Here is a 26,342-nt window from a genome sequence, read left to right as displayed (position 1 = left end):
ATTTCTCGGCGCCTGACAAGTTTTTCGACACTGTGAATTATTCTTTATTTTGAAAGAGGATTGCTATGGAGAAAAAAATCGTGATTATCGGTGCGGGTTATTCGGGATTGCTGACCGCCAAAAAATTAGCCAAACGGCTGAAAAAGCAAGAGGACGTCAGCATTACCGTTATTGATAAAAATCCGTTCCACACCATGCTGACCGAACTGCACGAGGTGGCTGCCGGACGGGTGGATGAAGACAGCATCAAGATCAGCCTCAGCAGGGTGTTTGCCGGAAGAAAGGTAAACGTCAGGCTGGATACGATTCAGTCCATTGATTTTGAGCAGAAGTCCGTAACCGGAACCGGCGAAAGCTACGGCTACGATTACCTTGTGCTTGCGGCCGGTTCCAAACCCTCCTTTTTCGGCATCCCGGGAGCGGAGGAATACGCCCACACGCTGTGGTCGTACGACGACGCCGTGCATCTGAAGGATCATATCCACGAGTTCTTCAGAAAGGCCGCCCGCGAGACCGATCTGGAAGAAAAGAAAAAGCTGCTTACGTTTTATGTCGTGGGCGCGGGCTTTACGGGAATTGAAATGGTGGGGGAGCTGGCCGAGTATGTGCCGGTCCTCTGCGACAAATACGAAATCGACCGCTCCCTCGTCACGATTTACGACGTGGATGTCCTTCCGCGCATCGTGCCGATTTTACCTGACAAACTTTCCAACAAAATAGAAAGACGCCTTTTCAAAATGGGCGTTGGCCTCAAGCTGAACTCCGGTGTCGTCAGCATTGGCAAAGACTATATTGAAATCAAGAACGGCGAGACGGTAACCCGCGAAACTGCCGGCACCGTGATCTGGACGGCGGGAATCGAAAGCGCCGAAATTGCGGGCGAGGCGGCAAAGGTGCTCCAGTCGGCCCGCCGCGGAAGAATCCAGACCGACGCTTATCTGCGTTCCGTGGATAATCCGAACGTCTATGTCGTCGGCGACGATATCCTTTATACGCCGGAAGGCGAAAAGATGCCGGTTCCGCAGCTGGTCGAAAACTGTGAGCAAAGCTCCGGCGTCGCCGCGAAAAATATCATCGCCGCCCTTACCGGCACGGGCGAAATGGAAGCGTACAAACCGAAGTTCCACGGGGTCATGGTTTGTGTGGGCGGCCGTTACGGCGTCGCCCATGTCGGCCTGCCGAACCACATGTTCAGCCTTCCGTCCTTCCTCGCCATGTTCGCGAAGCATTTTATCAATATCATCTATTTCATTCAGGTCCTTGGCTGGAACAAGATTTTCAGCTATATGAAGCATGAGTTCTTTACGGTGCGCCACGACAGAAGCTTTGTCGGCGGCCACTTCTCCAATAAAACCCCGAGCTTTTTGCTCGTCGCTCTCCGGATCTGGCTGGGTATGGTCTGGCTGTATGAAGGCGTTATGAAGATTGTGGAAGGCTGGTTCAATTCTCCCCAGCTGACCGGTTTCTTCGGCGGCGCAAACACATGGTACAACACCATCCTGAGCGGTGCGGGCGCCGGCGGCGCCACACCGGACGCGACAAGCAGCGCGACCGCCACTGCGGCCACCGGTGCGGCGAATGCAGTAAACGCGGTAGCCGGAGCGGCTTCCGTTGCGGTAGACGCGATTTCCTCCGCCACGTCCGGCGCCGCCGACGCGGCCGGTCAGGCGGCGGGTGCCGCCGCTGCGGCCGTCGGGCAGGTTTTGATGAATTTCAGTTTCCTCGGCTGGTTCCAGGTGATCTTTGTAAGCGGCAAGGAGCTGGCGAAATCCACTCTGAACGATCTGGCGTTCAAGCTTGACGTGCCGCTGATGAACTGGTTTGTCAGTACGTTTATTCTCCCCAACCCCAAGGTACAGCTTTTTATGCAGATCTTTATTGTGGTTGCGGAAATCCTGATCGGCCTGTCGCTGATCGGCGGCCTGTTTACCACGCTGTCCTCCGGGCTTTCGCTGGTTCTTCAGGTCATGTTCGTCTGCACCACGGGCCTGTATCTCAACACCTTCTGGATGATTTTCGCGGCAATCGCGGTCCTGATCGGCGGAGGCAGGGTCTTTGGACTGGATTATTATGCGATGCCGTATCTGAAAAAGCACTGGAAAAATGTAAAATTCGCAAGAAAGTTATATATTTACAATGATTAATGAACGCACTGCAGAAAATGCCGCAGTTGAATTTCTTACTTTTGACGATGCGGCGGAACAGGTAAAGCAGGAGGTGGACAGATTGCTGTCCGCCTCTCCTAAACCCATCCGCAATTATACGCAGCACCTGACTCTTTCCTGGGGCAAGTTCCTTCGTTCCCGTGCTTTGCTTGCCTGTGCCGAAAACAGGGAAGGGCTGCTTCACCCCAACGCGGTGAAGCTCGCTTCCGCGATAGAGGTCCTGCATCTGGCCACGCTGGTGCATGACGACGTCATCGACAACGCCGATCTCCGCAGGGGCTTCGTCACTCTCCAGAAAAAATACGGAAAGCGCACCGCCGTTATCTGCGGGGACTATCTTTTCTGCCTGGCTCTTGAACAGGCTGCTTCCATACCGAACAAGAGGGACTATCTGGATTTCAATATTCCCGATTACATGACCAGAATCTGTCTGGGTGAGTTAAGGCAGAACCAGAACAATTACAATCTGGACCTTTCCGTTGCGGGCTATCTCAGGATTATCTCCGGGAAAACCGCGGCCCTCTTTGAGGCTTCCTTTTACGCGGGGGCAATCCTCTGCGAGGAGGAGAAGGATGCGGTGGAGAAATACATGCGCCTTGGCCACCTGATCGGCATGATCTTTCAGCTTACCGACGACTGCATCGACTTTGAAGCGCCGCGGCAGCTGGCCAAAAAACCGGTCCAGTCCGACTACGAGCAGGGCGTTATCACCCTTCCGCTGATCTACGCGTTTCACACGCGCGCCGCTTTCAAGGAAAAGGCGAGGGCGGAAAAGATTTCCAGGGAGGAAATCAATGCCGCAGTGGAAGAAACGGGCGGCCTGAGCTACACAAGGACAGTTTCAAAAAAGTATTACGACAAGGCCTTTAAAATGATCCGGGAGCTGGGCGCTTCCGAAACGAAAAAAGAAAGGCTTCAGTCTATTTTGGATAAAGCTTACCGCGGGTTATAAAAACGATGCTGAAAAGGTTTTTGAATTTTGTGGAGCTGCGGACAAAAATCACCAGCGTCTTTGCCTTTTTGATGGCGCTTGCGTATCTTTTTTACAAAAAGCAGCCGGTAAACTGGACATTGACCCTGCTCTTTTTCGGTTCGATGCTTCTCTTTGATTTCACCGCTACGGCGATCAATAATTATGAGGGGGCCAAAACGGCCGGGGAGCTCCTGCCTTTCCGCCGCCCGACGGCGAAGGCGACCATTTTTCTTCTGCTTTTGGTCAGTACGGCTCTGGGGCTGACCCTGGCCTTTCTGACGGACGCGGTCGTGCTGCTTGTGGGCGGGCTGTGCTTTCTGTTCGGGGTGCTCTATTCGTGGGGCCCGGTTCCCCTTTCCCGTCAGCCGCTGGGAGAGCTTTTTTCCGGCGTGTTTTACGGGCTGTTCATCCCTTTCCTGCTGCTGTACATCAATATGCCCGCGGGAACCTTCCTGACATTGGCGTTTGATTTTCAAACGGTTCATCTGGATTTGAACTTTTTTCCGCTTTTTTCGCTCGCGCTGTTTTCGGTAACGCCAGCCTGCGCGACCGCGAATATTATGCTCGCCAACAACCTGTGCGATCTGGAAAAAGACATTCGGGCAAAGCGATACACGCTCCCGTATTATCTTGGCGAAAAGGCCCTGTCCGTATTCGCGGGGCTGTATTCCGTTTCGTATGTCTCGGTTGTCGGGATGGTACTTCTGAAAATCCTGCCTTCCGTCTGCCTGTTATCCCTGTTGACGATCGTTCCCATCAGGAACAATGTTAACCGGTTCAAAAAGAAACAGCAGAAAGGGGAAACGTTTGTCCTTTCGGTCCAAAATTATATCATTCTTGTGGGTACCGACAGCCTGCTGATTTTTATCGGCGGTTTTTTTAACTGAGGCGGAGTTTATCGATGAAATTTGTCAAAAAAACCGATCTTGTGATTCTTGCCGTTGCGCTTGTGGTCTGTGCGGCCGCGTGGTTTTCCTATCAGTCCATCGTTGGAAAGAAAGCGGCGAAAGCCGAGATCTACTACAAATCGGAGCTGGCGGACACGGTCGATCTGACGGCGGGAGTGGATAAGCGCTTTTCAATTGAGCAGAATAAGAATGTGATTTTTCACGTTTTTAAAGACGGCAGCATTTGCTTTGAGGAATCCAATTGCCCGGATAAAATTTGCATCCGCGCGGGCAGGCTCCACACGATCGGTGAGAGCGCGGCCTGCCTTCCGAACGGCATCGTAATGAAAATAGTGGCGAAGGATCAGCGCAGTTCGGACGATCTGGATGCTGTGATTGGATGAGGAAAACAAAGCATGGCTGAAGACAAAAACCTGACGAAACGTGAGATCAACTCCCTGAGGATCAGACGGATGGTTCTGACGGGCCTCCTTTTTGCGGTGGTCCTTGTGCTGTCCGTCGTCGAAAACCAGCTGCAGATTCCCGTTCCGGTTCCCGGCGTCAAGCTTGGGCTGTCCAATATTGTGGTGATGTATTCTCTTTTTTTCATTGAAAAAAAAGAAGCGCTGCTTTTGGCGGTGCTAAAATCCGTCTTTGTGTTCCTGACCAGAGGCGCGGTTGCGGCTCTGCTGAGCTTTTGCGGCGGGCTTCTTTCCGTATTGGGCATGATTTTGTTTCTGTTTCTTTTCAAGGAAAAGATCTCTTACCTGATGATCAGTATTCTGGGCGCGGTCTTTCACAATATCGGGCAGATGGCTGCGGTTTCCCTTTTATATACGAATCTGTTTCTGTGGGCGTACGCCCCCGTGCTGCTGCTGTCGGGCGTGATAGCGGGCGCGGCGACATCCGCCTTGCTCAAGGTTACTCTGCCGGCTTTAAAAAAGGTCGGCTTCAGTAAATAAATTGAAATTTTGGAGGAAAATATGAAAAAAGCATTAGCAGCATTTTTAGCCGCAGTAATTACCGCAGTCAGCTTTGCGGGATGCGGCACAACCACCACGGCCAGTTCCGCGGCTTCTCAGCCCGCCGTGAGCTCACAGGCCGCTGAGTCGGCCCCGGCATCCGGTACATGGAAAACAGGTCTTGCCGTCATTTCGTCTATTGCGAAGTCCACGGACGTCAAAGACGGAAAGGGCCTTGCAGAGGCGGACTCCACCGTTGTGGCCGTCGCCGTCGACCAGGACGGCAAAATCGCAAAATGCCTGATTGACGCAGTTCAGAGCAAAGTCGAATTCTCCGACGCCGGCAAAATCCTGACCCCGCTTGACACCGTCGTGAAGTCCAAGCAGGAACTCGGCACAGAGTACGGCCTTGGCAAAGCTTCCGGCATCAAGAAGGAATGGAACGAGCAGGCCGACGCGTTTGCAAGCTATGTCGTCGGCAAAACGGTGGACGAGGTCAAGGGCATTGCCGTCGACAGCGAGGGCAAAGCAACCGATAAGGAACTGACCGCCTCCGTTACCATCCATGTCGGCGACTTTATCGCCGCCGTTGAAAAGGCAGTCGCCAATGCAGCCGATAACGGCGCAAAAGCGGACGACAAGCTGGGCCTCGGCATTGAGACCAGCATTTCCGGCTCCAAGGATGCCGGTGCCGAAGACGGCCTTGCGCAGGCTTATTCCTACTACACCGTTACCACCACCGGCGCCGACGGCAAAATCACCAGCTGCATCATCGACGCTTCCCAGACCAACGTGAACTTCTCCAAAGCGGGCAAGATTACGTCCGACCTGAAAGCGGAGCAGAAGACGAAGAACGAACTGGGCGACGCTTACGGCATGAAGAAGGCTTCCAAGATCGGCAAAGAGTGGAACGAAGAAGCCGCTGCCTTTGCGAAGTATGTAGTCGGCAAAACGCTGGACGAAGTCAAGGGGATTGCCGTTGACTCCGAAGGCAAGGCGACCGATAAGGAACTGACCGCATCCGTTACCGTGCATGTCGGCGATTTCATCAAGGTTATCGATAAGGCTGTTTCCGGAGCAAAATAACGGGAAAGCTCAATTCACAAAGTGATTCGCGAGAGGTAGATTCATTTCTACCTCTCCATTTTTTGAGGTGGAAAACGGGTGAAAAAACTGATTTCGGCGATTCTCGCCATGGCGCTGATCGTTCAGCTTCCGGCCTGCAATACCAGTAAGAAAACACGCTATGAAGCGCAATTTTTACAGCTTTTCGACACCATGACGGAAATTGTGGCTTATACGGAAACCAAAGAGGAGTTTACAAACCTTTCCAATTTGATTTATAATAATCTAAAGGTTTACCACGAACTTTACGATATTTATAATGATTACCCCGGAGTCAGCAACATCAAAACGATCAATGACAACGCGGGGAAGAAGCCGGTCAAGGTAGATAAGAGGATTATCGATATGCTCCTGCTGGGCAAAAAGGAAAGCGCGGACAACAGCTCCGCTTTCAATATCGCGCTGGGCTCGGTGCTGAAAATATGGCACCAGTACAGGGAAGCGGGGATAGACGACCCGGAAAACGCCGCCCTGCCCCCAATGGCCGACCTGAAAGAAGCTATGAAGCATACGGATATCAGCAAGGTCGTCATCGATGAAAAAGCTTCCACGGTATATTTAGAAGACCCGGAGATGAGTCTGGACGTCGGCGGAATCGCAAAAGGCTACGCGACGGAGCAGGTGGCGAAAATCGCGATGGAACACGGCTACAACTCCGCACTTCTCAGTGTGGGCGGCAATGTGCGGGCCATCGGCGACAAGGGCGTCAATCAGGAGGATTGGAATATCGGGATTCAGAACCCGGATAAGGAAAGCGAGAAGAAGTCCCTCTGCACAATCAATATCAAGGATGAATCCGTTGTGACCAGCGGGATTTACGAGCGGTATTACACGGTGGACGGCAAGACCTACCACCATATCATAGACCCGAAAACCCTGATGCCGTCTACTTATTTTAAAGCCGTCACCATTATCACGCCGGATTCCGGTATGGCGGATATCTACTGCAAGCTGATTTTCAACGTCCCTTACGAGCAGGGGCTGGCTTATATCAGGACGCTGCCGGATACGGAAGCGCTTTGGGTGCTTCCCGACAACGAGATCAAGTACAGCGACCATTTTCAGAAATATATCAAGAGCTGAATTTCACGGATTCAAAAAGTATGGAGCAAATGGGGAATGCGCGGATGGCATACAAAGGCCTTCAGGATTTTATCAGAAAACTGGAAACGAGCGGGGAACTGAAGAAGATCGACGCGCCCGTGTCGCCCGAGCTGGAAATTACGGAGATCACCGACCGCGTTTCCAAAGCCAACGGCCCCGCCCTGCTGTTCCAGGAGGTAAACGGGTCAAGGTATCCCGTCCTGATGAACGCGATGGGCAGCTATCAGAGAATGAGCATGGCTTTGGGCGTGGAAAAGCTGGACGACATTGCGGACGATATCCAGAAGTATCTGGATATCGTCAACCGCCTGTCCGTTCCCCGGCTGATCAAAAGTGTTTCCCATCTGTTCCGCCTGCTGAGCGCGTTTCCGCGAAAAAGCCTGTTTCGGGGAGAATGCCAGCAGGTGGTGGAACGGTTCGTGGATTTGTCCTCCCTGCCCGTTTTGAAGTGCTGGCCGCAGGACGCGGGACCGTTTATTACCCTTCCCATCGTCTTTACGCGTGACCGGAAAACGAAGCGGCAGAACGCCGGAATGTACCGCCTTCAGGTCCTTGACAGCACCACCACCGCGATGCACTGGCACAAGCATAAGGACGGCTCCGAAATCTACCGCGGTTACGCGGAGCAGAACCTGAGGATGCCGGTTTCGGTCGCGCTGGGGTGCGACCCCGCCGTTACCTACGCCGCCACCGCGCCGCTGCCGAAAATGCTGGATGAAATGATGCTGGCCGGATGGCTGCGCAGGAAAAGGGTCAAAATGGTCAAATGCATTACGAATAACATCTATGTTCCCGCGGATGCCGAATTTGTGCTGGAGGGTTACGTCGACCCCGCGGAAGAACCGGTGCTGGAAGGGCCGTTCGGCGACCATACGGGCTATTATTCCCTTGCGGATTATTATCCGAAATTTCATGTGACCTGCATCACCCATAAAAGGGAAGCCGTCTATCCCGCCACGGTTGTGGGCAAGCCGCCGATGGAGGATTGCTACATGGCAAAGGCGACGGAGCGTATTTTCCTCCCGCTGCTGCGGATGCAGATTCCGGAGCTAACGGACCTGAACCTGCCGCTGGAAGGGGTTTTTCACAACTGCGCCATTGTTTCGATCAAAAACAAATACCCCGGCTGCGCGCGCAAAGTGATGAACGCGGTCTGGGGCATGGGGCAGATGATGTATACGAAGCTGATCGTCGCCGTGGACGAATCCGTGGACGTTCAGGACCTGGCCGCCGTGCGGGACGCGGTGCTGAAAAATGTCAGCGGGCCGCAGAGCCTGCTTTTTTCGGAAGGCCCGCTGGACGCGCTGGATCATTCGTCCAACCGCGCGCTGTACGGGTGCCGGCTGGGAATCGACGCCGCCAGCCCCGCAAAGGGCTTTAATGACGAGGTTACCGATACCTTCCGGATTCTGCCCGTGCGCAAGGACCGCCCGGGGAAGGGCAGGGAGCTGGTCGAGAATTACCTCTGGAACCACCCGGACAAGTTTGTGATCGTGGTGGACGAGGATGTGGTTACGGGGGACCTTTCCACCGTTATGTGGAAGGTGTTCAATAATATAGACGCCAAAAGGGACATTGCGGTCATCGATTTCAAAATCGGGGTGGACGCTACGAAAAAATGGAAGCAGGAGGGCCTGACCCGCCCCTGGCCGGATGACATCGTCATGACGGACGCGATGAAACGGCAGGTCGGCAAAAGGTGGAACGAATATGGGATTGACTAAAATTTTCGATAAGATTCAATCATACGGCAAGCTGGTCATGTTTTCACACACGATTTTTTCTTTCAGCTTTGCGTTGGTTTCCATGGTGCTGGCCGCGAACGGCCTTCCCGGCGTTTCCACCGTCTTTTGGATCGTGGTTTGCTTTCTGGGGGCGCGCACGGGCGCGAACGCCGTCAACCGCGTGATCGACGCGAAGATCGACGCGAAAAATCCGCGCACGGCCAGCCGCCAGATTCCAAAGGGAGAAATGAAAAAGGGCGAGGTCGTTGCGTTTACCGCGGTCTGTTTCCTCGTGATGCTGTATGGAGCGTACCGGCTGAACCGGGTCTGTTTTGCCCTGTCCCCGGTCGCTTTGTTTTTGCTGATTATTTACTCCTACTGCAAGCGGTTCACTTTTCTGTGCCACCTGATCCTCGGCGTCACCTGCGCCTGCGCTCCGGTCGGCGCGTGGCTTGCCGTCACGGGAAAGCCCGCGCTGGTCCCGCTCGTTATGGGCGCCGCCAATACCCTGTGGGTCGCCGGGTTCGACATTATCTACGGCTCGCAGGATTATGACTTTGACAGGCGGAACGGGCTGCATTCCATCCCCGTTGCCTTCGGAGTGAAAAACGCTCTGCGCATCGCCATGCTGTTTCACATCGTCACCCTGATCTGCCTCGTCGTCATCGGGCTTCTTGTGCCGCAGTTCGGCGTGATCTATTATGTGGGTGTGGCGGTCATCGCCGCCCTGTTCACCGCGGAGTACCGGATGGTGTCTCCCGACAATCTGACCCACGTCAATATTGCGTCTTACAGCGTGAACCAGCTCGTGAGCATCGTCCTGCTGGTGTTCGGGCTTCTGGATGCGTTTGTTTAGGAAGGGATAACATGAAGAGAATCATCGTGGGAATCACGGGAGCGAGCGGAAGCGCGTATTTTCTGCGCGTGATGGAAGCGCTGTCTCGGCAGGAACTGGAAATCCATCTGATTGCTTCCGAGCAGGGCCGTAAAGTGCTGGCCTATGAAACCGGGGCGGTTCTGGAGGAAAAGGCGCGGCTTTGGGGCGGCGGAAGGGCGGCGATCGTTTTAGAAGACAACGAAAACATGTTCTCTCCGGTCGCGAGCGGCTCTTTCCGGTGCGACGCCATGGTGATTCTGCCGTGCTCCATGTCCACCGTGGCCGAAATCGCCTGCGGCATCACCAAAACGCTTCTGACCCGGGCCGCCGACGTCATGATCAAAGAAAGACGCAGGCTGGTGCTGGTCCCCCGGGAAACGCCGCTGTCGACGGTTCACCTCAGAAGAATGGCCGAGCTTTCGGAGCTCGGCGTGACCATCCTGCCCGCCATGCCCGGGTTTTACGGGCATCCGCAGACGTTGGACGAGATCGTCGGTTTTGTCGCGGGCAAGGTGCTGGACAGCCTTGAAATTGAAAACGATTGTTATCAAAGGTGGGAAGGAAATCATGAAAAATAAAATCATAGCAGTTTTTGTTCTTTTGTTAATAGCATTCACTGCGGGGTGCGCACCGCAGCAGGCAGCAGGCAGTACATCGGGCAGCGTGTCCGGCGGTAAGGAGAAACCGCTCATCCGCATCGGGATGATGTCGTCCTCCGACGTGATTCCTTATGTGCTGATCAATGAAAACAAGCTTGCCGACAAATACGGCTTCCGGCTCGATCTGGAGGTCTTTACCTCCGCGAAGGACCGGGACGCCGCTCTGCAGGCAGGGGAACTGGACGGCGTGCTGACCGATTTTATCGGGGTCTGCATGTATCAGAACGCCGGACTGGACGTGAAAATCACCGGGATTACCGACGGGGACTACATCCTTGTGGCCGGCAAGGACACGGGCATCAGGGACATCAGCCAGATCAAAGGGAAAAGCATCGCGATCTCCGAGAAAACGCTGATCGAGTACACGCTGGAAGATATTTTAAGCAATAATGACATGACCGGCGACGACGTTGTGAAGGAAGTGGTCCCGAAAATTCCGGACCGTCTGGAGCTTCTGCGCAACAAAAAGATCGACCTCGGCCTGCTGCCGGAGCCCTTCGCCACCCTGGCGCTGAACGACGGCGCCGTTTATCTGGGCAGCGCGAACCAGTTCGGGCTGTACCCGGCGGTTTCCGCGTTTTCAAAGACCGCGCTGGACAGCAAGGCCGACGCGATCCACAAGCTGTATCAGGCCTATAACGAGGCCGTGGACTATATGAACCATACGGATATCCGCAAATATGAAAAAACCGTGATCAAGGCGGTGGGCTACCCGGAAGAAATGATCGGCAAGATCACGGTGAAGCCCTTCCGTACCAGCAAGCTTCCCACCAAAGCGGAAGTGGAGAACGCCGTGCAGTGGGCAAGCAAAAAGGGCCTCTGCAAGCCGACCCTGCAGTATGACCAGATGGTGTATGACGTTTATTCCGCATCGTAACGGTGGAAGTTTATGGAGAGCAAGATGCTTGTAATCGACAGGGTAACGGTCAGCTACAAAACAAAAAAAGGCAGAACGCCAGTGATTGAAGGACTCTCCCTGCAAATAGAGGAGGGGGAGGTCCTTGCCGTACTCGGGCCTTCCGGCTGCGGCAAGTCGACGCTGATCAACGCGCTGGCGGGGATGCTTCCTCTGGACGGCGGCAGCGTAGACAGCGTGATTGAAGGAGAAAAGCGGCCTCTGAATCCCAGAACGCATAAGATCGGGGTGATTCCCCAGAATTGCGGGCTGCTTCCGTGGAAGACGGTCGGGGAAAACTGCCTGCTTCCGCTCAAGCTCCGCAGAGAGACCGTCACCGAAGAGCGCAGGCGGGAGATCAGCGGGATCTGCGACGCGCTGGATGTTTCGCGGCTGCTCCATCGGTATCCCGCGCAGCTCAGCGGCGGACAGGTCCAGCGCGCGGCGCTTGCGCGGGCGTTTATTTTCAACCCCGATCTGCTTCTGATGGACGAGCCTTTTTCCGCGCTGGATGCGATTACCCGTCAGGACGCGCGGGAGCTGTTTTTACGGATCTGGAAGCGGAACCGGCCGACCACGATTCTGGTGACCCACAGCATTGAGGAGGCGCTGTATCTGGGAAATACCGTTGTGGTCATGGGGAACCGCCGCGGAGTGCTCCGGTATTCGATGAAAAATCCTTATTTCGGGCAATCCGACCCGGAGTCGGTGGATTACCTGACAGCGAAACGGATTCTTCATGAAAAATTAGGGCCGGAGGGCGAAAGGCGGGGCAATATTGAACAGACTGCTGAATAAGTGCCTGCTGTTTTTGCAGGGCTTCCTGCTTTTAAATGTCCTCTGGTTTCTGGCGTATCTTTTGATGCACACAACGGTCATCCCGGACCCGGCGGTCATTTACCGGAATTTCGGCGACGCTTTTTCAAACCATATTTTCCTCCATATCCTTGCCAGCCTGAAAAGGATCGCGGCCGGTCTGGGCCTCTCTCTTGCGGTGGGGGTCCCGGTCGGCGTCCTGATGGCGTATTCCGAAAGAGCCAACAAGGTTCTGTATCCGCTCATCTACTTCAGTTACCCCATTCCCAAGACGGCCTTTCTGCCGGTCGCCATGATCCTCTGGGGCATGCGGGACGGCTCCAAGGTCGCCATCATTTTTCTGATCATCGTCTTTCAGGTGATTGTTGCCGCCAGGGACAGCGTACGCAACATCGACCCCTCCGTTTATCTGGTAACCGTCAGCGCGGGAGCGGGCCCCGCGCAGATTATCCGGCATATCACGCTGCCCGCCATTTTGCCGGAGCTGTTCACCAGCATCCGCGTTTCTCTGGGAACCGCGGTATCCGTGCTGTTTTTTGTGGAGGGCTACGGAACAAAATATGGCATGGGATATTACATTCTGGATGCATGGTCAAGAATTGATTATATCGACATGTATACGGGAATTATCGTGATTTCCATTGTGGGATTTGCCTTGTTTGTCGCCATCGACCTGTTTTCGGACCTGCTGTGCAGGTGGAGCCGGCCGGCCGGGTGATGAGCCGGGTTCCGGTTTGGGGCATCTGTGTAGTGGAAGGCATCATTTTCATAATTCCCTGCCATCATTTACATTTGCAAACCCGCTCTTTTTTTAGTAAAATAGTGGGGTGCTATGAGAAATGAGTAATTTGGGCCCAGAGATAGTAATAAGTCTTCCGGATGAAAGTTTCTTGCGATATGCCGCTCCGTTATGGGGGCGGCATGTTTGCTTTTATTGTAAAAATTATGATCATGCTGATTTCCAATTCCCTCAAATCGTGGTAAAATAAAGAAAAAAGACGCTCAGTCATCCTTTGTTTTGATAGGATCACTCAGCGGAAGGAAGAACCTGATATGGATAAAACGATCACCATTCGCATGGCCTCGGAATCGGACGCGCAGCAGATACTGGACATTTACGCGCCGTATGTTACGGATACGGCGATTACATTTGAATATGATGTACCGGCCATCGAAGAATTTACGCAGAGAATCCGCAATACCCTGAAAAAATATCCTTACCTGGCGGCGGTGCGGGACGGCTCCGTCGTCGGCTATGCTTATGCCTGCGCGTTCAAAGGGCGCGCTGCCTATGATTGGGCGGTGGAGACCACGGCTTATATCAAAAGGGACTGCAAGGCGAAAGGAACCGGAAAAAAGCTTTATCAGGCGCTGGAAGAAATTTTAAAGAAACAGAATATCATCAACCTGAATGCCTGCATTACCTGCTCCAACGCGGAAAGCGTCGGTTTTCATGAGCATCTGGGATACAAAACCGTCGCGCATTTTACCAAGTGCGGCTATAAATTCCACACCTGGTACGACATGATCTGGATGGAAAAAATGATCGGAGAACATGTTGAGAATCCGGACCCGTTCATTCCTCTTCCGCAGCTCGCTCTGCAGGAGCGGTAAAAAGAGAATAAAATAAAACTGCTCCAAAAAGCGGCGCTTTCCGAAGCAGTTTTATAGTCGGTTATTAAAAAATAAAAGAGGGCGGTGGGAAAATGTCTCTGGCGGAACTTCCAATTGAAAAGGCCTTTATGCTGATTGAGCCGGGACCGGTGCTGCTGGTTACCACGCACGACAAAGGCCGCAATAATGTGATGACCATCTCCTGGCACATGGTGATGGATTTTACCCCACAGATTGCTCTGACAACGGGCCCGTGGAATTATTCCTTTCAGGCGCTCAGGCATACCGGGGAATGTGTGCTTGCGGTTCCCACGGTAGACCTTGCGGAAAAGGTGGTCGCAATCGGCGACTGCTCCGGCGAACAAACGGATAAGTTTGCAAAATTCGGGCTTACGCCGCTGCCCGCGGCCCAGGTAAAAGTGCCGCTGATCGCGGAATGCCTCGGCTGTCTGGAATGCCGCGTAACGGACTATCTGGAACCGCAGGGTATCTTTCTTCTGGAGGGCGTACGCGCGTGGATGGATTATGACCGGAAAGAACGCCGGACCTTTCATGCAAACGGAGACGGCACCTTTGCGGTGGACGGCGGCACGATCGATCTGCGCAGTCTGATGGAGGATAAGCTACCGCCCGGCGTATGAAAAGGAAGCCCCTTATTTGATCATGCGGATGGTCCCTTCCTTGCGCGGCAGAGCGGCTGACTCCACATCGATATACCCGATCGCGGCCGCGGAGCAGATGGTGTGCTCTCTGGGAATCCCGAGTTGGAACAGAAATTCGCGCACACCGGGGTCACTGCGCAGCCAGTGCAGCTGATTGATGTAGCAGGTGCCCAGCCCAATCGACTGCGCGGCTAAAAAGATGTTTTCCAACGCAAGTGCGCAGTCCGCCATGGCGTTTTCGTAATCCGGCCGGTTCGAAGCGATGACAAGGGTCGGTGCGTGGTAATAAAAATTGAAGTTTTCCTTTTCCGATCTGGCCTTGGCCCTGACTTTTCCGGGATAGTTGTCGTCCGGAACCCAGTTCTGGAAGCCTTTTTTTACCAACCCGTTCAATTGAAGCAGGGTTTCTTTATTTTGAATAGCGGTAAACAGCCAGCTCTGGCTGTTACTTCCGCTGGGCGCCCAGATTGCGGCGTCGAGCAGGGTTTCCAGCTGTTCGGACTCGATCTGGCGCTCCTGGAACCGGCGGGTGCTTCTGCGCTTGTGGATGCAGTCCAGCACTTCATTCTGAATCATGTGAAATCCTCCTGACTTTTTGCGTTTATTTTGGAAATCCGTATCTCAGGAAAACCGGTTGTAAAATACGGTTTCTTCCAGCGGTTTTCTGCTTGTGTGCTGGTTGCTGGGTCCGGCGTCATCCGCGGGGTATCCCAGCGGGAACAGGGCGACCGGCACCAGATTTTCCGGAATGGAAAAAGCTTTTCTCACGGCGGCGGGATCAAAATGTCCGACCCAGGTGGTACCCAGCCCAAGCTCGGCAGCCTGCAGCATCATGTGGGTGCCAACGATGCTTGCGTCAATGTCCCCGCTGTCTTTGCTGTCGTAGCTGCGTTTCCAGCTTACCGTATTGTCGTAGCAGACCAGCAGCGCCATCGGTGCGCTGAAATGGTACCGGGTGCAGTCCTTCAGCTTTGCAACCGCTTCCTCACTTTCAATGACTAAAATTTTCTGCGGCTGATTATTACAGGCGGTCGGGGCCAGCCGGCCGGCCTGCAGCACAAGGCCGAGCTTTTCTTTCTCCACCGGTTTCTCGCTGAATTTGCGAAGGGAATACCGGTCCTGTGCAAGTTCTATGAATTTCATCTGCATCTCCACCTTTTTATTTATTTTTGCCGCGTGGCAGTGCGCCCTATAATCGCCCTGTGCGGCTCTTTATCTATTAGTATATTCAGCAGGGAACATATCTACAAGTACGCACATTTTTGTGCCTTAAAATAGGAGAAATCATATGTCAAAAGAACCGGAAAAAATAAAATCGATTCACAGCAAAAAGTGCGCGGTGGCACACGCTCTGGAAATCATCGGGGGAAAATGGAGGCTGCCGATTATCTGGGAGCTTTCCGCGAAGGACAGCATGCGCTACAACGAGCTGAAACGGCATCTGGACGGGATCACCAATATCATGCTGACCAGGGCACTGAACGGTTTGGAGAAGAACGGGCTGGTACTGCGTACGGAAATCTGCCAGATACCGCCCCATGTGGAGTATTCCCTGACCGAAAGCTGCAAGCAGCTGCTGCCTGCGCTGGAAATCATCAATGAGTGGGGGAAGAGCAGGATGCTGGACGCCGCCTGCAGGGACTCCGCAGAGAACAAAAATACGAATTCCTGAAAACACCCTCTCGGCCATCCGGCAGAGAGGGTGAAATTTTGTGCTGGCTGAAAAAGAACAGGAAACGACATGTTCTATTTATTTCTGTATCATCATTACAATATTTTCTGGAAATCTTGACAATCCGGTTTGATATGGGTTTAATAGGTAATGTAGTGGAAAACGAATTAAAGACAGGTGATTATATGTTGGAAATTGCTATTTGCGATGACGATAAATACGAATTGGATCAGCTAAATACCATGATTGCAAAGTATTGCAATGAAAAAAGTATCAGAATGTTTACAAGCTTATATGCAAAAGGGGAGGAGTTATTACATAGCACAAAAAAATTTCATATTATTTTTTTGGATATTCGGATGGACCAAATGGACGGAATTGAAGTTGCTAAAGTAATCCGCTCAAGGGATAAGAACGTCAAAATCATTTATGTAACAAATTTTTCAAACTATCAAACGGACGCTTTTTCCGTCAGAGCCTTTGGATATGTAACGAAACCGTTTACTTATGAGACGATTTGCAAGCAGTTGGACGACGCCATCGAATATACGAAAATGGAGAAAAATAAAATTACTTTTACTTTTGATACGAACTTAGGTATCAAAACGCTTAACTTGGAAGATATCTATTATTTTGAATCCTGCGATCACAAAATTGAAATTGTGGCAAAGGACAGGACCTATAAAATTAATGATAGTATTAATAATATTTTTAACAGTTTCAAGCCATATGGGTTTTCCATGCCGCACAAAAGTTTTGTGATTAATCTGCTGCATATATCGAGTATCAAGGGATATGACGTTACCCTGACGAGTGGTGATTTAATTCCAATATCTCAGAAAAGAGCGGTGGAATTCAAAGCGGAATTTCACTCTTTTCTAAAAAATAATTTTAATATATTAATAAAGAGATGATGATATGTTAGAAACAATCATAAAATGGCTGTCTTACGTGATATCGTGCAGCGCCGGTACAGCGATTTTATTTGACTTCATGAACAAAATGTATGAGCCTCAATATTTGAAAAAAAGGACAAAGATCATTTTATATTTTCTATTTGCAATCTTGTGGATCAGTGTAAACTTATTGGATGCCCCATTCCTCAATTTTACATATTTTGTAGTTACCACCTTTCTCGTAGCGTATCTTTACAATGTCAGGCAAGTTAAGGAATATCTCCACATTATTGTGTTTATTATTACTTTTGCGGGATGCGACACGCTTGTCTCTTCCTTGTTGACGATTATAACAGGCTCGATTCCTCTTTATAATCATAATTCTGCTGTCTTTTTGTTTAATGTGATTGTTGTTCAGACCTTTATGTTTGCCGTTTGTAAGTTGTTGATTATTTGCTTTAAAAGACAGAGAATCACCTATCTGTATAAAAAGCAGTATGTTTTTTTGGCTCTGCTTCCTGTTTCAAATGTTGCGATTATTTATTTTATTGCAATAATGGCTGCATATAAGATTGATCCTACTACTACTCATTTTATTATGATGATGCTTGCAGTTATTTCCATCATACTGAATCTGGCAGTGATCTATTTTTTTGAGAATGTGTCAAAATCGGACCAACTGGAGAGTGAAATTGTTTTAATTCAGCAAAGAATGGACATGCAGTACAATTATTATCAGCAGCTGGAAATAGAATATAATAATTCCCAAAAAATCATGCATGATATCAAAAATCACGTCAGAGTGTTTGAACGGCTTTACACGGCGGGGCAAAATACGGAAGGCCTTGAATATGCTAAAAAAATATCGGAAATCGTAGATGAACTGGGGATGAAATTCACTTGCAGTAACAGAATCCTAAATATTATTGTAAATGAAAAAATGAAAATCTGTCATCTGGATGGAATCGAATTTATTTATTCTGTGGAAAACCTGAATCTGAATTTTATTGATGATATCGACATTACGGCGATTTTTGCCAACTTATTGGATAATGCCATAGAGGCGTGCAACAGGATTATCGACGGCACAAAAAGAATTGAACTGCGTATTTATCAGTTTCACGATATGTTTATTATTAACCTCATCAATTCCATTCAGGAAATCCCCGTAAAAAGTGAAGAAAAATTTCTTTCCAATAAGAAAAACCATAAAGCGATCGGCCTTTCCAATGTGAACTCCTCTGTAAAAAAATACGACGGAGATATTAATATAGAAGTTGAACAGGGCAAATTTTCTGTGAGCATTATCTTTCCGGTGAGCCGAAGAAGCAGCAGTCTGTAAATGTATTTATTTTCCTATAACGGCATAATATCTGTATTTCAGTCCAAAAAACTGTAAGTTAGGTAAACCCCCTTGTGAACAGCCAAAATTCGATTATAATGGAGTCAATAAATTAACAAGGGGTGTTGAAAATGAAAAACGGTCAGAAAAATGTAAAAATGAAGGCACTGGATTTGGTTTCTAAAATCGCGATGCAGGAAGCTCGCCAGTCCGCCAATACGTCTTGCGTAGTACTTGCTTATCAGGACAAGCTCCCTGAAGCGGTAAAGAGCCTCAGAAAATTCTGATGCTGACCAATTTTTCCAACTGGATCGTGAAAGCCCTGAGCGAGAGCGGCTTGATCTCGGAAAAAGATAAGGATCTCTATTCTTTTGGAGTGCAGACCGCTCTCCTCAAAATGATTCATTTTTCCACTATGCTTTTCATCGGTTTGTTCCTCGGTATGCTGTTAGAGACTTTTGTATTTATCGTATCGTATTCCTTCCTTCGGGTTTATGCGGGCGGTTACCACGCCAAAACCAAACTGGGTTGCTATGGGATGTCGTGGGTGATGATCCTTTTTGTGCTGTTGCTGACGAAATTTTGCCCGGGCTATATGGCATTTATCACGTCGATTGCAGTCGTCATTCCAGCCTCCCTGATTGTTGTGATTTTAGCGCCTGTAGAAAACATCAATAAACCACTTGATGATGCTGAAGTACACCACTACAGAATGAAAACCAGAATCATTCTTTCCGTAGAATTCATCGTAACAATTATCTTCTTACTTGTAAACAGTATTCAATTTTCTTTTGTCGTCAGCCTTAGTATATTTTGGGTCTCTGTTATGCTGATTCTCGGAAAGGCCCGGATGATGATGGCTGATCATGTATCAGTGTGAGGTGCCCTCTATGTATTACAGTGATTTATCCCGTGACGAAGTTACGGAAATAGAAGCCCACATGCAAATCATTGAGCTATGCGAAAGATGGTATAATGTGGCTCATCCAAACGGCGATTTTGTGAAATACTTTAAGAAGCATCCCGATTTGCTGAGTATCGAGCAATGGCCGTGCTTTATGAAAATCGGAGAAACAAAAACGGTTGATTAAAAATTCTTTGCATTTATAAAACAGCCCTTTTAGCCGGATAAAACGGTTAGAAGGGCTGTCTTGGTAACCAGCCGTTTTTTCATCCTCTATAGAACTCATATACGTCGGTCCTGACGGGGCAATGCCGCCGGGATCGGCGCATTTATTTGTGCCGATGTCCGGACCTTATCTCCATATTTTAAGGATACGGGATGGCGGGAACACTTGTCAATTCTGACAAAATATGCTTTAATGAAAACGAATTATCATTGAATTTGTATCCTGCATACGGAATTGCGGGCAAGGCAGGGATGATAGAATTGCGGACGGGAGAAACAGCGGACAGTCCTTTTAAAAAACAACTGGAAAAGCAGGCGCTGCAAAAGATCATTTTTTTGGTCATTGTCGGCTGCCTGCTGTTCTGTATCCCCATTTTTGGGCTGAATTATCTCAATCAGAATTTCAATATGGAGGAACATCTGAGCTTTCTGAACCGCACATTTGATGAGGTTTATGAAGATGTCACCGCTTATCTGGAGGATGAAGAAAACGAGGGGCTTTTTCTTCGCTGTATGACCGGCTTTTCCGACAGCCGGGAGGTGCAGTACTCCCTCAGCAAGCATAACGTGGTAAGCCCGGTGCGCGTTCGTATGATTCTGATGAACCGGGAAAAACAGATCGTCTATACCAGCTTTGGGCAGGAAGCAATGAACCTGCACAGAACGGAATTCAATAAAATTGTGGCGGACAATGCCCTGAAAGCAAATCTGCCCGTTTACACGACCGTTTATTATTTTTCCGGAGACAACTCGGAGTGTGTTTTTGCAAAACCCGTTTACCAGCATGGGGTGCTGGCCGGATTTGCCGTGGCCTATCTGAGCGGGAACGACTGGGGCAGCCTTTTTTCAGGATACCAGTATGACTGCATCATCACAAACCTGAACGGGGATATCATTTACTGCTCCAAAAACGCGTTCCTTTCCGAGCGCAACACCAACAAATACAAGGCGGATCCGTCCCAGCGCTTTGTGACGGTGCAGGAGAACCGGTACCGGATCGGCGCGCGGGTTCTGACGGATAAAAAAGCGGTGCTCTATTCGTTTGTGTATTCTCCCGGGAATTCGCTCTATATCATCATCGGGGTCATGACGATCGTTCTGCTGGGCTGCATCTGGCTGTTAATGTTCCGAAAGCTGTCCCAGATGATGGCGGAAAAAACCGCTCAGTCCGTAGAGGCGCTGGTGGGGGAGATCCGCGTCATCCGCCACGGGGACAACGAGCATATCATCCGGATCAACACCGGGGACGAAATTGAGGAGATCGCGGCGCAAATCAATAAAATGGTGAAAAGCATCAACGAGCTCAATACGCGCAACACCGATCTGATCAAATTAAACAGCATGATTGAGATGAGGAACCTGCAGACGCAGATTAATCCGCACTTCATTTACAATACGCTGGACAATATCAAGTACCTCATCCCCGGAGACGCGGAAAAAGCTTCGTATCTGCTGGAAAAATTTACCCACATTCTTCGCTACAGCATCAACAATACCAAACAGGACGTCCTTCTTTCGGAGGATATCGGTTACATAGAGGATTATCTGTATATCCAGAAAACAAGGTTCGGGGAGCGTTTCCGGTGCCGGATGAAAATAGAGCCGGACTGTAGCCAGTGCATGATTCCGAAGCTGCTTCTGCAGCCGCTGATTGAAAACAGCATCAAGTACGGCTTTCAGAAGCAGATGGAGCTTTCCGTTCAGATCAGGGCCTGGTGCGAGGACGATTATCTGTTCCTGCGTGTGGAGGACGACGGTCCGGGGGTTCCTGTGGAGATGCTGGAACGCCTGCAGAGCATGATTGTTTCCGAAGGAATCAAGACCGAGCACAACGGCCTGCAGAACCTTTCCCGCCGGATCATTCTGGAATATGGGGAGGAGTGCGGCCTGTTTATCAACAGTGAGGAAGGAAAAAGCTTTACCGTTACGGCAAAGCTGCTGCGCAGGGGGAGAAAAGATGTTTAGCGTAATACTGGTGGAGGACGAGGATATTATCCGAAAGGGCATCCGTTACGCGGTGCCGTGGGAAGAGCACGGCTGTACCGTGGTGGGGGAAGCCCGCAACGGTGTGGAAGGAAAGGAATTGATCCGGACGCTCAACCCGGATATCGTGATTACCGATATCAATATGCCGGTCATGGACGGGTTGCAGATGATTGCTGAAACGAAATGCCAGAACGATTATGTGGCAATTCTTTTAACCGGCTATTCCGACTTTGAATATGCCAAGGAGGCGATCCGGAACGGAGTTTCCGATTATATCCTGAAACCGCTGAATCAGGAAGAAATGATGGAAGCGCTTGACCGCGCCGCTCTGGAATGTGAAAACATCCGCATTTTACGCAAACAGAATAAAAACGCGGCGGAGCTGAAGGATATTTCCCTGTTCGGCAATATGAAGCTGGAGCATCCGGAGGACCCCGTGGTCGTTCAGATCCTGGACTATATCGCGCAGAACTATACCCAAAAAATCACGCTTGCCGAATTGTCGGAGAAGCTGTTTTATTCCGACCGGTACATCAACCAGAGGTTTCAGAAGGCGCTGGGGACCACGGTGATCGAGTACCTGAACCGGTACCGCATCCAGAAAGCGCTTTCTCTCCTGCAGGAGAACCGGCTTCCGATTTCCGGGATCGGGGGAGCGTGCGGCATAGGGGATTACAAATATTTCAATCATGTTTTTAAAAAGTATGTGGGGTGCTCGCCCAAGGAATACAAGCTGAAAATTCGCTGAGAAAAGATACCGGATGAAATTGTTCGGTATTTTTTCTATTTTGTTCCGTAATTCAGGTATTTATTTTATGCAATATTTTTGTAAAATAAAGATACCGAATTGAAACACCAAACTTAGAGGAGGAAATGAAATGAAAAAGTTTATGGCACTGATTCTTTCCGTTGTGCTTGCCGTTTCCGCGGCAGGCTGTTCTTCCGCACCGGCCGCTTCCCAGGCGGACGGAGCCGGCAGCGCCGCTTCCGAAGCCGCGTCTTCGGAAAAACAGGGCGGCGGCAAGCTGGTCATCTATTCCCCGAACTCCGAGGGCCTGATGAACGCTACCATCCCGCTGTTTGAAGAAAAGTACGGCGTGGATGTCGAAGTCATCCAGGCGGGTACCGGCGAGCTGATCAAACGGATCCAGTCCGAAAAGGAAGACCCGTACGCGGACGTTATGTTCGGCGGTTCCTGGTCTTTGGCGTATGACAATAAGGATTTGTGGGAACCGTATGTTTCCAAGAATGACGCCGGTGTGCTGGATGCCTACAAAAACACCAGCGGGTTCATTACCGGGAACGTTCTGGACGGCAGCTGCCTGATCGTCAACACCGACCTGATCGGCGATATCAAGATTGAAGGATATGCCGACCTGCTGAACCCGAAGCTCAAAGGCAAGATCGCCACGGCCGACCCGGCCAATTCCTCTTCCGCTTTTGCGCAGCTTACCAACATCCTGCTGGCGATGGGCGGCTATGAAGACGAAAACGCATGGAAATATGTAAAAGATCTGTTCACGAATATCGGCGGTAAAATCTGTGAAAGCTCCTCCGCGGTTTACAAGAGCGTCGCGGACGGCGAAAATGTGGTTGGACTTTCCTACGAAGACCCCTGTGCGCAGCTTGTGCGCGACGGCGCTCCCGTCAAGGTGATCTATCCCAAGGAAGGCGCGGTTTACCTCCCGGCATCCGCTACCATCATCAAAGGCGCCAAGAACATGGATAACGCGAAACTCTTCATCGATTTCATTATCAGTGAGGAAGTGCAGAATATCTGGGGCAGCACGCTGACCAACCGCCCGGTGCTGAAGGACGCGAAAACCAGTGATTTTATGACCCCGATGTCCGAAATCCACGTCATTGAGGAAGATATCCCCTATGTCAGCTCTCATAAACAGGACATTGTAAACAAATACACGGATATCTACACCAGCCTTCAGAGTAAATAAGAGCGACCATCGATAAGAACTGCGGGGGTATGAAATGAGTAAGATCCTGATCCAAAACGCCGTAAAGAAATACGGGAACAATACGGTTATCCCGGATTTGAATATTGAAATAAAAAACGGGGAGCTTTTTACGCTGCTGGGTCCCTCCGGGTGCGGAAAAACAACCCTGCTGCGCATGATTGCCGGCTTCAATTCCATCGAGGGCGGTGATATCTACTTCAACGACACGCGTATCAACGACATTGATCCAAGCAGGCGGAATATCGGCATGGTTTTTCAGAATTATGCCATCTTTCCCCATATGACGGTGCGCGATAACGTCGCCTTCGGGCTGAAAAACCGCAAAATGGAAAAAGAAAAAACACAGGAGCTGACGGAAAAATACCTGCAGCTGATGCAGATTGCGCAGTATGCCACACGAATGCCGAACCAGCTTTCCGGCGGGCAGCAGCAGCGTATCGCGCTGGCGCGCGCCCTTGTGATTTCGCCGGACGTTCTGCTGATGGATGAGCCGCTTTCCAATCTGGACGCAAAGCTGCGTCTGGAAATGAGGAGCGTCATCCGCCACACGCAGAAAAACGTCGGAATTACCACCGTATATGTCACACACGATCAGGAAGAGGCCATGGCCATCAGCGATACCATTGCGGTTATGAAGGACGGCGTGATCCAGCATGTCGGCGCGCCGAAGGAAATTTACCAGAGGCCGAAAAACGTGTTTGTCGCAACCTTTATCGGCCGGACCAATATCCTGCCGGCCAGGGCGGAGCGGGGCACCCTGATTTTCCCCAGCGGCTACCGGGTACCACTGGAATGCCTGAATATGCTGGAGGACCAGGAAGTGCAGTGCTCCGTGCGCCCGGAGGAATTCGTCATCAGCAAGCAGGGCGGCGAGGGGATTCACGGCGTCGTAAAGGAGTATACATATCTTGGCCTGAATACGCATTACGCCGTGGAGACCGAGAGCGGCCTCACGGTGGAAATCGTTGAGGAGTCTTCCCTGGAAGATGAGCTGAAGCCCGGACAGAACGTGCTGCTTCAGGTGAAAAGACACAAAATCAATGTGTTTGATAAAGAGGGCGGCCGCAACCTTGTGAGGAGCGAAGCTTATGAAAGACAATAGCAAATTCCGCCTGGACATCTGGGGAACCCTTACGCTGTGCACCATCGCGGTCTATCTGCTGTTCCTGATCTATCCGATGGCCCATCTGATGCAGCAGTCCGTTTACGATTCACAGACCGGGCAGTTCACCATGGCAAACTTTGTGAAGTTCTTTTCAAAGAGCTATTACTTCGATACCCTGCTGAACAGCTTCAAGGTCTCGCTGGCGGCAACCGCCCTTTCCATTGCCATCGGTACTCCGCTTGCCTACCTCTTTTCTGTTTTTAAGATCAGGGGAAAGTCGGTGCTGAATATCCTCATTGTGGTCGCGTCCATGTCCGCTCCGTTCATCGGCGCGTACTCCTGGATTCTGCTTCTGGGCCGCAGCGGGGTCATCACGGCTTTCTTCCGGAAGCTGGGCGTTCTCCTGCCGGACATCTACGGCTTCGGGGGAATCGTGCTGGTCATGTCCCTGCAGCTTTTCCCGCTGGTGTTCCTGTACGCGAGAGGCGCCTTGAAGAACATCGACAATTCTCTGATTGAAGCGGCGAACAACCTGAGCTGTTCCGGCGTCAAATGCTTCTTCAAGGTGGTAGTCCCTCTTATCATGCCGACTTTGCTCGCGGCCGGCCTGCTGGTCTTTATGCGGTCGTTCGCGGATTTCGGTACGCCGATGCTGATCGGCGAGGGGTACCGCACGTTCCCTGTCGTCCTGTATACGGAGTTTATCAATGAAGTGGGGGGGAACGACGGTTTTGCGGCGGCAATCGCGATTATCGCCATTGTCATCACCACCGTTGTCTTCCTTGCGCAGAAATATGTTTCCAACAGGAATTCCTTCGCCCTGAACGCCCTGCATCCCATTGAAGAGCGGGAGCCGAGGGGGGGCAGGAAAGTGCTCGTATATCTTTTTTCCTATCTGGTGGTGGCGATTGCCATCCTGCCGCAGGTATACGTCACTTATACGTCCTTTAAAAAGACCTCGGGCAAAATTTTTATCCGCGGCTATTCTCTGGGCAGCTACGAATCCGCGTTTTCCAAGCTGGGAAGAAGCATTCAGAATACCATTATCATCCCGATGCTTTCCCTGGTCGCGATTATCCTGCTCGCCGTGCTGATTGCCTATCTGGTGGTGCGGCGCAAAAACACCCTTACCAGTACGGTCGATATCCTTTCCATGATTCCGTACATCGTGCCGGGAACCGTTCTCGGCATTGCCCTGCTGACGGGCTTTAACCAGAAGCCTCTGATGCTGAGCGGGACAATGCTGATTATGGTGATTGCCCTGATCATCCGAAGGCTGCCGTATACCATCCGTTCTTCGGTGGCCATCCTGCAGCAGATTCCCATCAGTATCGAAGAAGCGGCCATTTCGCTGGGCGCTTCCAAAATGAAGGTCTTTTTCCGCGTAACGGTTCCGATGATGGCCGCCGGCATCGTTTCCGGTGCGATCTTAAGCTGGGTAACGATGATCAGCGAGCTGTCCACCGCGATTATTCTGTATACGGGCAGGACAAAAACGCTGACCGTCGCCGTCTATACGGAGGTTGTCCGCGGCAATTACGGAGTGGCGGCGGCGCTCTCTTCGATTCTGACCCTGCTCACGGTGGTTTCCCTGCTGGCGTTTAACAAAGTGAACGGCGGAAAGGATTTCAGCCTGTAACAGCATCCCATAGTTAAGAATCCGAACCTCTTTCCGAAAGGAGAGAAGTTCGGATTCTTTGGTTTCTTAACTCCTGTACTTGCATAAAAATAACGGCAATAGCTTTTGTAAATCAAAGCCGTTGCCGTCAGGTTTCA

At 51.0% G+C, this 26,342-nt stretch carries 28 protein-coding genes; 26 read left to right on the top strand and 2 right to left on the bottom strand.

Annotation, left to right across the window (positions count from 1 at the left end; all coding sequences use genetic code 11):
* Nucleotides 1-65 precede the first annotated feature (65 nt).
* The 15 genes from ACRQV7_RS10175 to ACRQV7_RS10105 all read left to right on the top strand — a co-directional run bounded on the left by ACRQV7_RS10175 (nt 66) and on the right by ACRQV7_RS10105 (nt 14,442).
* A complete protein-coding gene (locus ACRQV7_RS10175; protein WP_444658040.1) occupies nt 66-2,144 on the top strand; it encodes an NAD(P)/FAD-dependent oxidoreductase in 2,079 nt (692 codons plus the stop codon).
* Nucleotides 2,137-3,117: a polyprenyl synthetase family protein gene (locus ACRQV7_RS10170; RefSeq protein WP_444658039.1), complete on the top strand. Its 981-nt coding sequence runs from the start codon at nt 2,137-2,139 to the stop codon at nt 3,115-3,117. Before ACRQV7_RS10175 ends, ACRQV7_RS10170 begins: the two co-directional genes overlap by 8 nt.
* 5 nt (nt 3,118-3,122) lie before the next feature.
* Nucleotides 3,123-4,025: a UbiA family prenyltransferase gene (locus ACRQV7_RS10165; RefSeq protein ID WP_444658038.1), complete on the top strand. Its 903-nt coding sequence runs from the start codon at nt 3,123-3,125 to the stop codon at nt 4,023-4,025.
* 14 nt (nt 4,026-4,039) lie between these two features.
* The gene (locus ACRQV7_RS10160) at nt 4,040-4,429 is read left to right on the top strand and encodes a NusG domain II-containing protein (RefSeq protein WP_444658037.1); all 390 of its coding nucleotides are present in this window, start codon (nt 4,040-4,042) and stop codon (nt 4,427-4,429) included.
* A gap of 12 nt (nt 4,430-4,441) precedes the next feature.
* Complete coding sequence (locus tag ACRQV7_RS10155) at nt 4,442-4,987, top strand: Gx transporter family protein (protein ID WP_444658036.1); 546 nt, start codon at nt 4,442-4,444, stop codon at nt 4,985-4,987.
* Between the two features lie 21 nt (nt 4,988-5,008).
* Nucleotides 5,009-6,073, top strand: a complete 1,065-nt coding sequence (locus tag ACRQV7_RS10150; protein WP_444658035.1) for a hypothetical protein — start codon at nt 5,009-5,011, stop codon at nt 6,071-6,073.
* Nucleotides 6,074-6,151: 78 nt separating this feature from the next.
* Nucleotides 6,152-7,195: an FAD:protein FMN transferase gene (locus tag ACRQV7_RS10145; protein WP_444658034.1), complete on the top strand. Its 1,044-nt coding sequence runs from the start codon at nt 6,152-6,154 to the stop codon at nt 7,193-7,195.
* A 44-nt stretch (nt 7,196-7,239) separates the two neighbouring features.
* Nucleotides 7,240-8,940 (top strand): menaquinone biosynthesis decarboxylase, encoded by a 1,701-nt coding sequence (locus ACRQV7_RS10140; protein ID WP_444658033.1) that lies wholly within the window; start codon nt 7,240-7,242, stop codon nt 8,938-8,940.
* Nucleotides 8,927-9,796: a UbiA-like polyprenyltransferase gene (locus ACRQV7_RS10135; RefSeq protein WP_444658032.1), complete on the top strand. Its 870-nt coding sequence runs from the start codon at nt 8,927-8,929 to the stop codon at nt 9,794-9,796. Before ACRQV7_RS10140 ends, ACRQV7_RS10135 begins: the two co-directional genes overlap by 14 nt.
* Nucleotides 9,797-9,807: 11 nt before the next feature.
* A complete protein-coding gene (locus tag ACRQV7_RS10130) occupies nt 9,808-10,395 on the top strand; it encodes a UbiX family flavin prenyltransferase (RefSeq protein ID WP_444658031.1) in 588 nt (195 codons plus the stop codon).
* A complete protein-coding gene (locus ACRQV7_RS10125; protein WP_444658030.1) occupies nt 10,385-11,353 on the top strand; it encodes an ABC transporter substrate-binding protein in 969 nt (322 codons plus the stop codon). Before ACRQV7_RS10130 ends, ACRQV7_RS10125 begins: the two co-directional genes overlap by 11 nt.
* 12 nt (nt 11,354-11,365) lie before the next feature.
* Nucleotides 11,366-12,169 (top strand): ABC transporter ATP-binding protein, encoded by an 804-nt coding sequence (locus ACRQV7_RS10120; protein ID WP_444658029.1) that lies wholly within the window; start codon nt 11,366-11,368, stop codon nt 12,167-12,169.
* A complete protein-coding gene (locus ACRQV7_RS10115) occupies nt 12,150-12,905 on the top strand; it encodes an ABC transporter permease (protein ID WP_444658028.1) in 756 nt (251 codons plus the stop codon). Before ACRQV7_RS10120 ends, ACRQV7_RS10115 begins: the two co-directional genes overlap by 20 nt.
* A gap of 335 nt (nt 12,906-13,240) precedes the next feature.
* Complete coding sequence (locus ACRQV7_RS10110; RefSeq protein WP_444658027.1) at nt 13,241-13,801, top strand: GNAT family N-acetyltransferase; 561 nt, start codon at nt 13,241-13,243, stop codon at nt 13,799-13,801.
* Between the two features lie 92 nt (nt 13,802-13,893).
* Nucleotides 13,894-14,442: a flavin reductase family protein gene (locus tag ACRQV7_RS10105; RefSeq protein WP_444658026.1), complete on the top strand. Its 549-nt coding sequence runs from the start codon at nt 13,894-13,896 to the stop codon at nt 14,440-14,442.
* Nucleotides 14,443-14,454: 12 nt separating this feature from the next.
* Here ACRQV7_RS10105 and ACRQV7_RS10100 read toward each other — a convergent pair whose 3' ends face one another.
* Nucleotides 14,455-15,039 carry a nitroreductase family protein gene (locus ACRQV7_RS10100; protein ID WP_444658025.1) on the bottom strand — a complete coding sequence of 195 codons (585 nt, stop codon included), beginning with the start codon at nt 15,037-15,039 and terminating at the stop codon, nt 14,455-14,457.
* A 45-nt stretch (nt 15,040-15,084) separates the two neighbouring features.
* Nucleotides 15,085-15,606, bottom strand: coding sequence for a nitroreductase family protein (locus tag ACRQV7_RS10095; RefSeq protein ID WP_444658024.1), 522 nt, complete (start codon nt 15,604-15,606; stop codon nt 15,085-15,087).
* A 145-nt stretch (nt 15,607-15,751) separates the two neighbouring features.
* On the opposite strand from ACRQV7_RS10095, the gene ACRQV7_RS10090 reads away from it, so the two are divergent.
* From ACRQV7_RS10090 to ACRQV7_RS10040, 11 genes are all read left to right on the top strand, one after another.
* The gene (locus ACRQV7_RS10090) at nt 15,752-16,135 is read left to right on the top strand and encodes a winged helix-turn-helix transcriptional regulator (RefSeq protein ID WP_444658023.1); all 384 of its coding nucleotides are present in this window, start codon (nt 15,752-15,754) and stop codon (nt 16,133-16,135) included.
* A complete protein-coding gene (locus ACRQV7_RS10085) occupies nt 16,066-17,049 on the top strand; it encodes a LytR/AlgR family response regulator transcription factor (RefSeq protein WP_444658022.1) in 984 nt (327 codons plus the stop codon). Before ACRQV7_RS10090 ends, ACRQV7_RS10085 begins: the two co-directional genes overlap by 70 nt.
* A gap of 4 nt (nt 17,050-17,053) precedes the next feature.
* On the top strand, nt 17,054-18,373 hold the full coding sequence (locus ACRQV7_RS10080) for a sensor histidine kinase (RefSeq protein WP_444658021.1): 1,320 nt from the start codon (nt 17,054-17,056) through the stop codon (nt 18,371-18,373).
* A gap of 131 nt (nt 18,374-18,504) precedes the next feature.
* Nucleotides 18,505-18,660, top strand: coding sequence for a cyclic lactone autoinducer peptide (locus ACRQV7_RS10075; protein WP_444658020.1), 156 nt, complete (start codon nt 18,505-18,507; stop codon nt 18,658-18,660).
* A complete protein-coding gene (locus ACRQV7_RS10070; protein ID WP_444658019.1) occupies nt 18,660-19,253 on the top strand; it encodes an accessory gene regulator ArgB-like protein in 594 nt (197 codons plus the stop codon). Before ACRQV7_RS10075 ends, ACRQV7_RS10070 begins: the two co-directional genes overlap by 1 nt.
* Nucleotides 19,254-19,263: 10 nt before the next feature.
* Nucleotides 19,264-19,464, top strand: a complete 201-nt coding sequence (locus ACRQV7_RS10065; RefSeq protein WP_275713703.1) for a hypothetical protein — start codon at nt 19,264-19,266, stop codon at nt 19,462-19,464.
* A 299-nt stretch (nt 19,465-19,763) separates the two neighbouring features.
* Nucleotides 19,764-21,467, top strand: a complete 1,704-nt coding sequence (locus ACRQV7_RS10060) for a sensor histidine kinase (protein ID WP_444658018.1) — start codon at nt 19,764-19,766, stop codon at nt 21,465-21,467.
* The gene (locus ACRQV7_RS10055; protein ID WP_444658017.1) at nt 21,460-22,236 is read left to right on the top strand and encodes a response regulator transcription factor; all 777 of its coding nucleotides are present in this window, start codon (nt 21,460-21,462) and stop codon (nt 22,234-22,236) included. Before ACRQV7_RS10060 ends, ACRQV7_RS10055 begins: the two co-directional genes overlap by 8 nt.
* Nucleotides 22,237-22,366: 130 nt before the next feature.
* On the top strand, nt 22,367-23,440 hold the full coding sequence (locus tag ACRQV7_RS10050; RefSeq protein ID WP_444658016.1) for an ABC transporter substrate-binding protein: 1,074 nt from the start codon (nt 22,367-22,369) through the stop codon (nt 23,438-23,440).
* A gap of 34 nt (nt 23,441-23,474) precedes the next feature.
* On the top strand, nt 23,475-24,563 hold the full coding sequence (locus tag ACRQV7_RS10045; RefSeq protein ID WP_444658015.1) for an ABC transporter ATP-binding protein: 1,089 nt from the start codon (nt 23,475-23,477) through the stop codon (nt 24,561-24,563).
* Nucleotides 24,550-26,205, top strand: a complete 1,656-nt coding sequence (locus ACRQV7_RS10040; RefSeq protein ID WP_444658014.1) for an ABC transporter permease — start codon at nt 24,550-24,552, stop codon at nt 26,203-26,205. Before ACRQV7_RS10045 ends, ACRQV7_RS10040 begins: the two co-directional genes overlap by 14 nt.
* The last annotated feature ends 137 nt before the right edge of the window (nt 26,206-26,342 follow it).

This window comes from Caproiciproducens lactatisolvens (assembly GCF_052443335.1).
Taxonomy (GTDB): domain Bacteria; phylum Bacillota; class Clostridia; order Oscillospirales; family Acutalibacteraceae; genus Caproiciproducens.
This window is presented reverse-complemented; position numbering and strand designations above follow the sequence as displayed.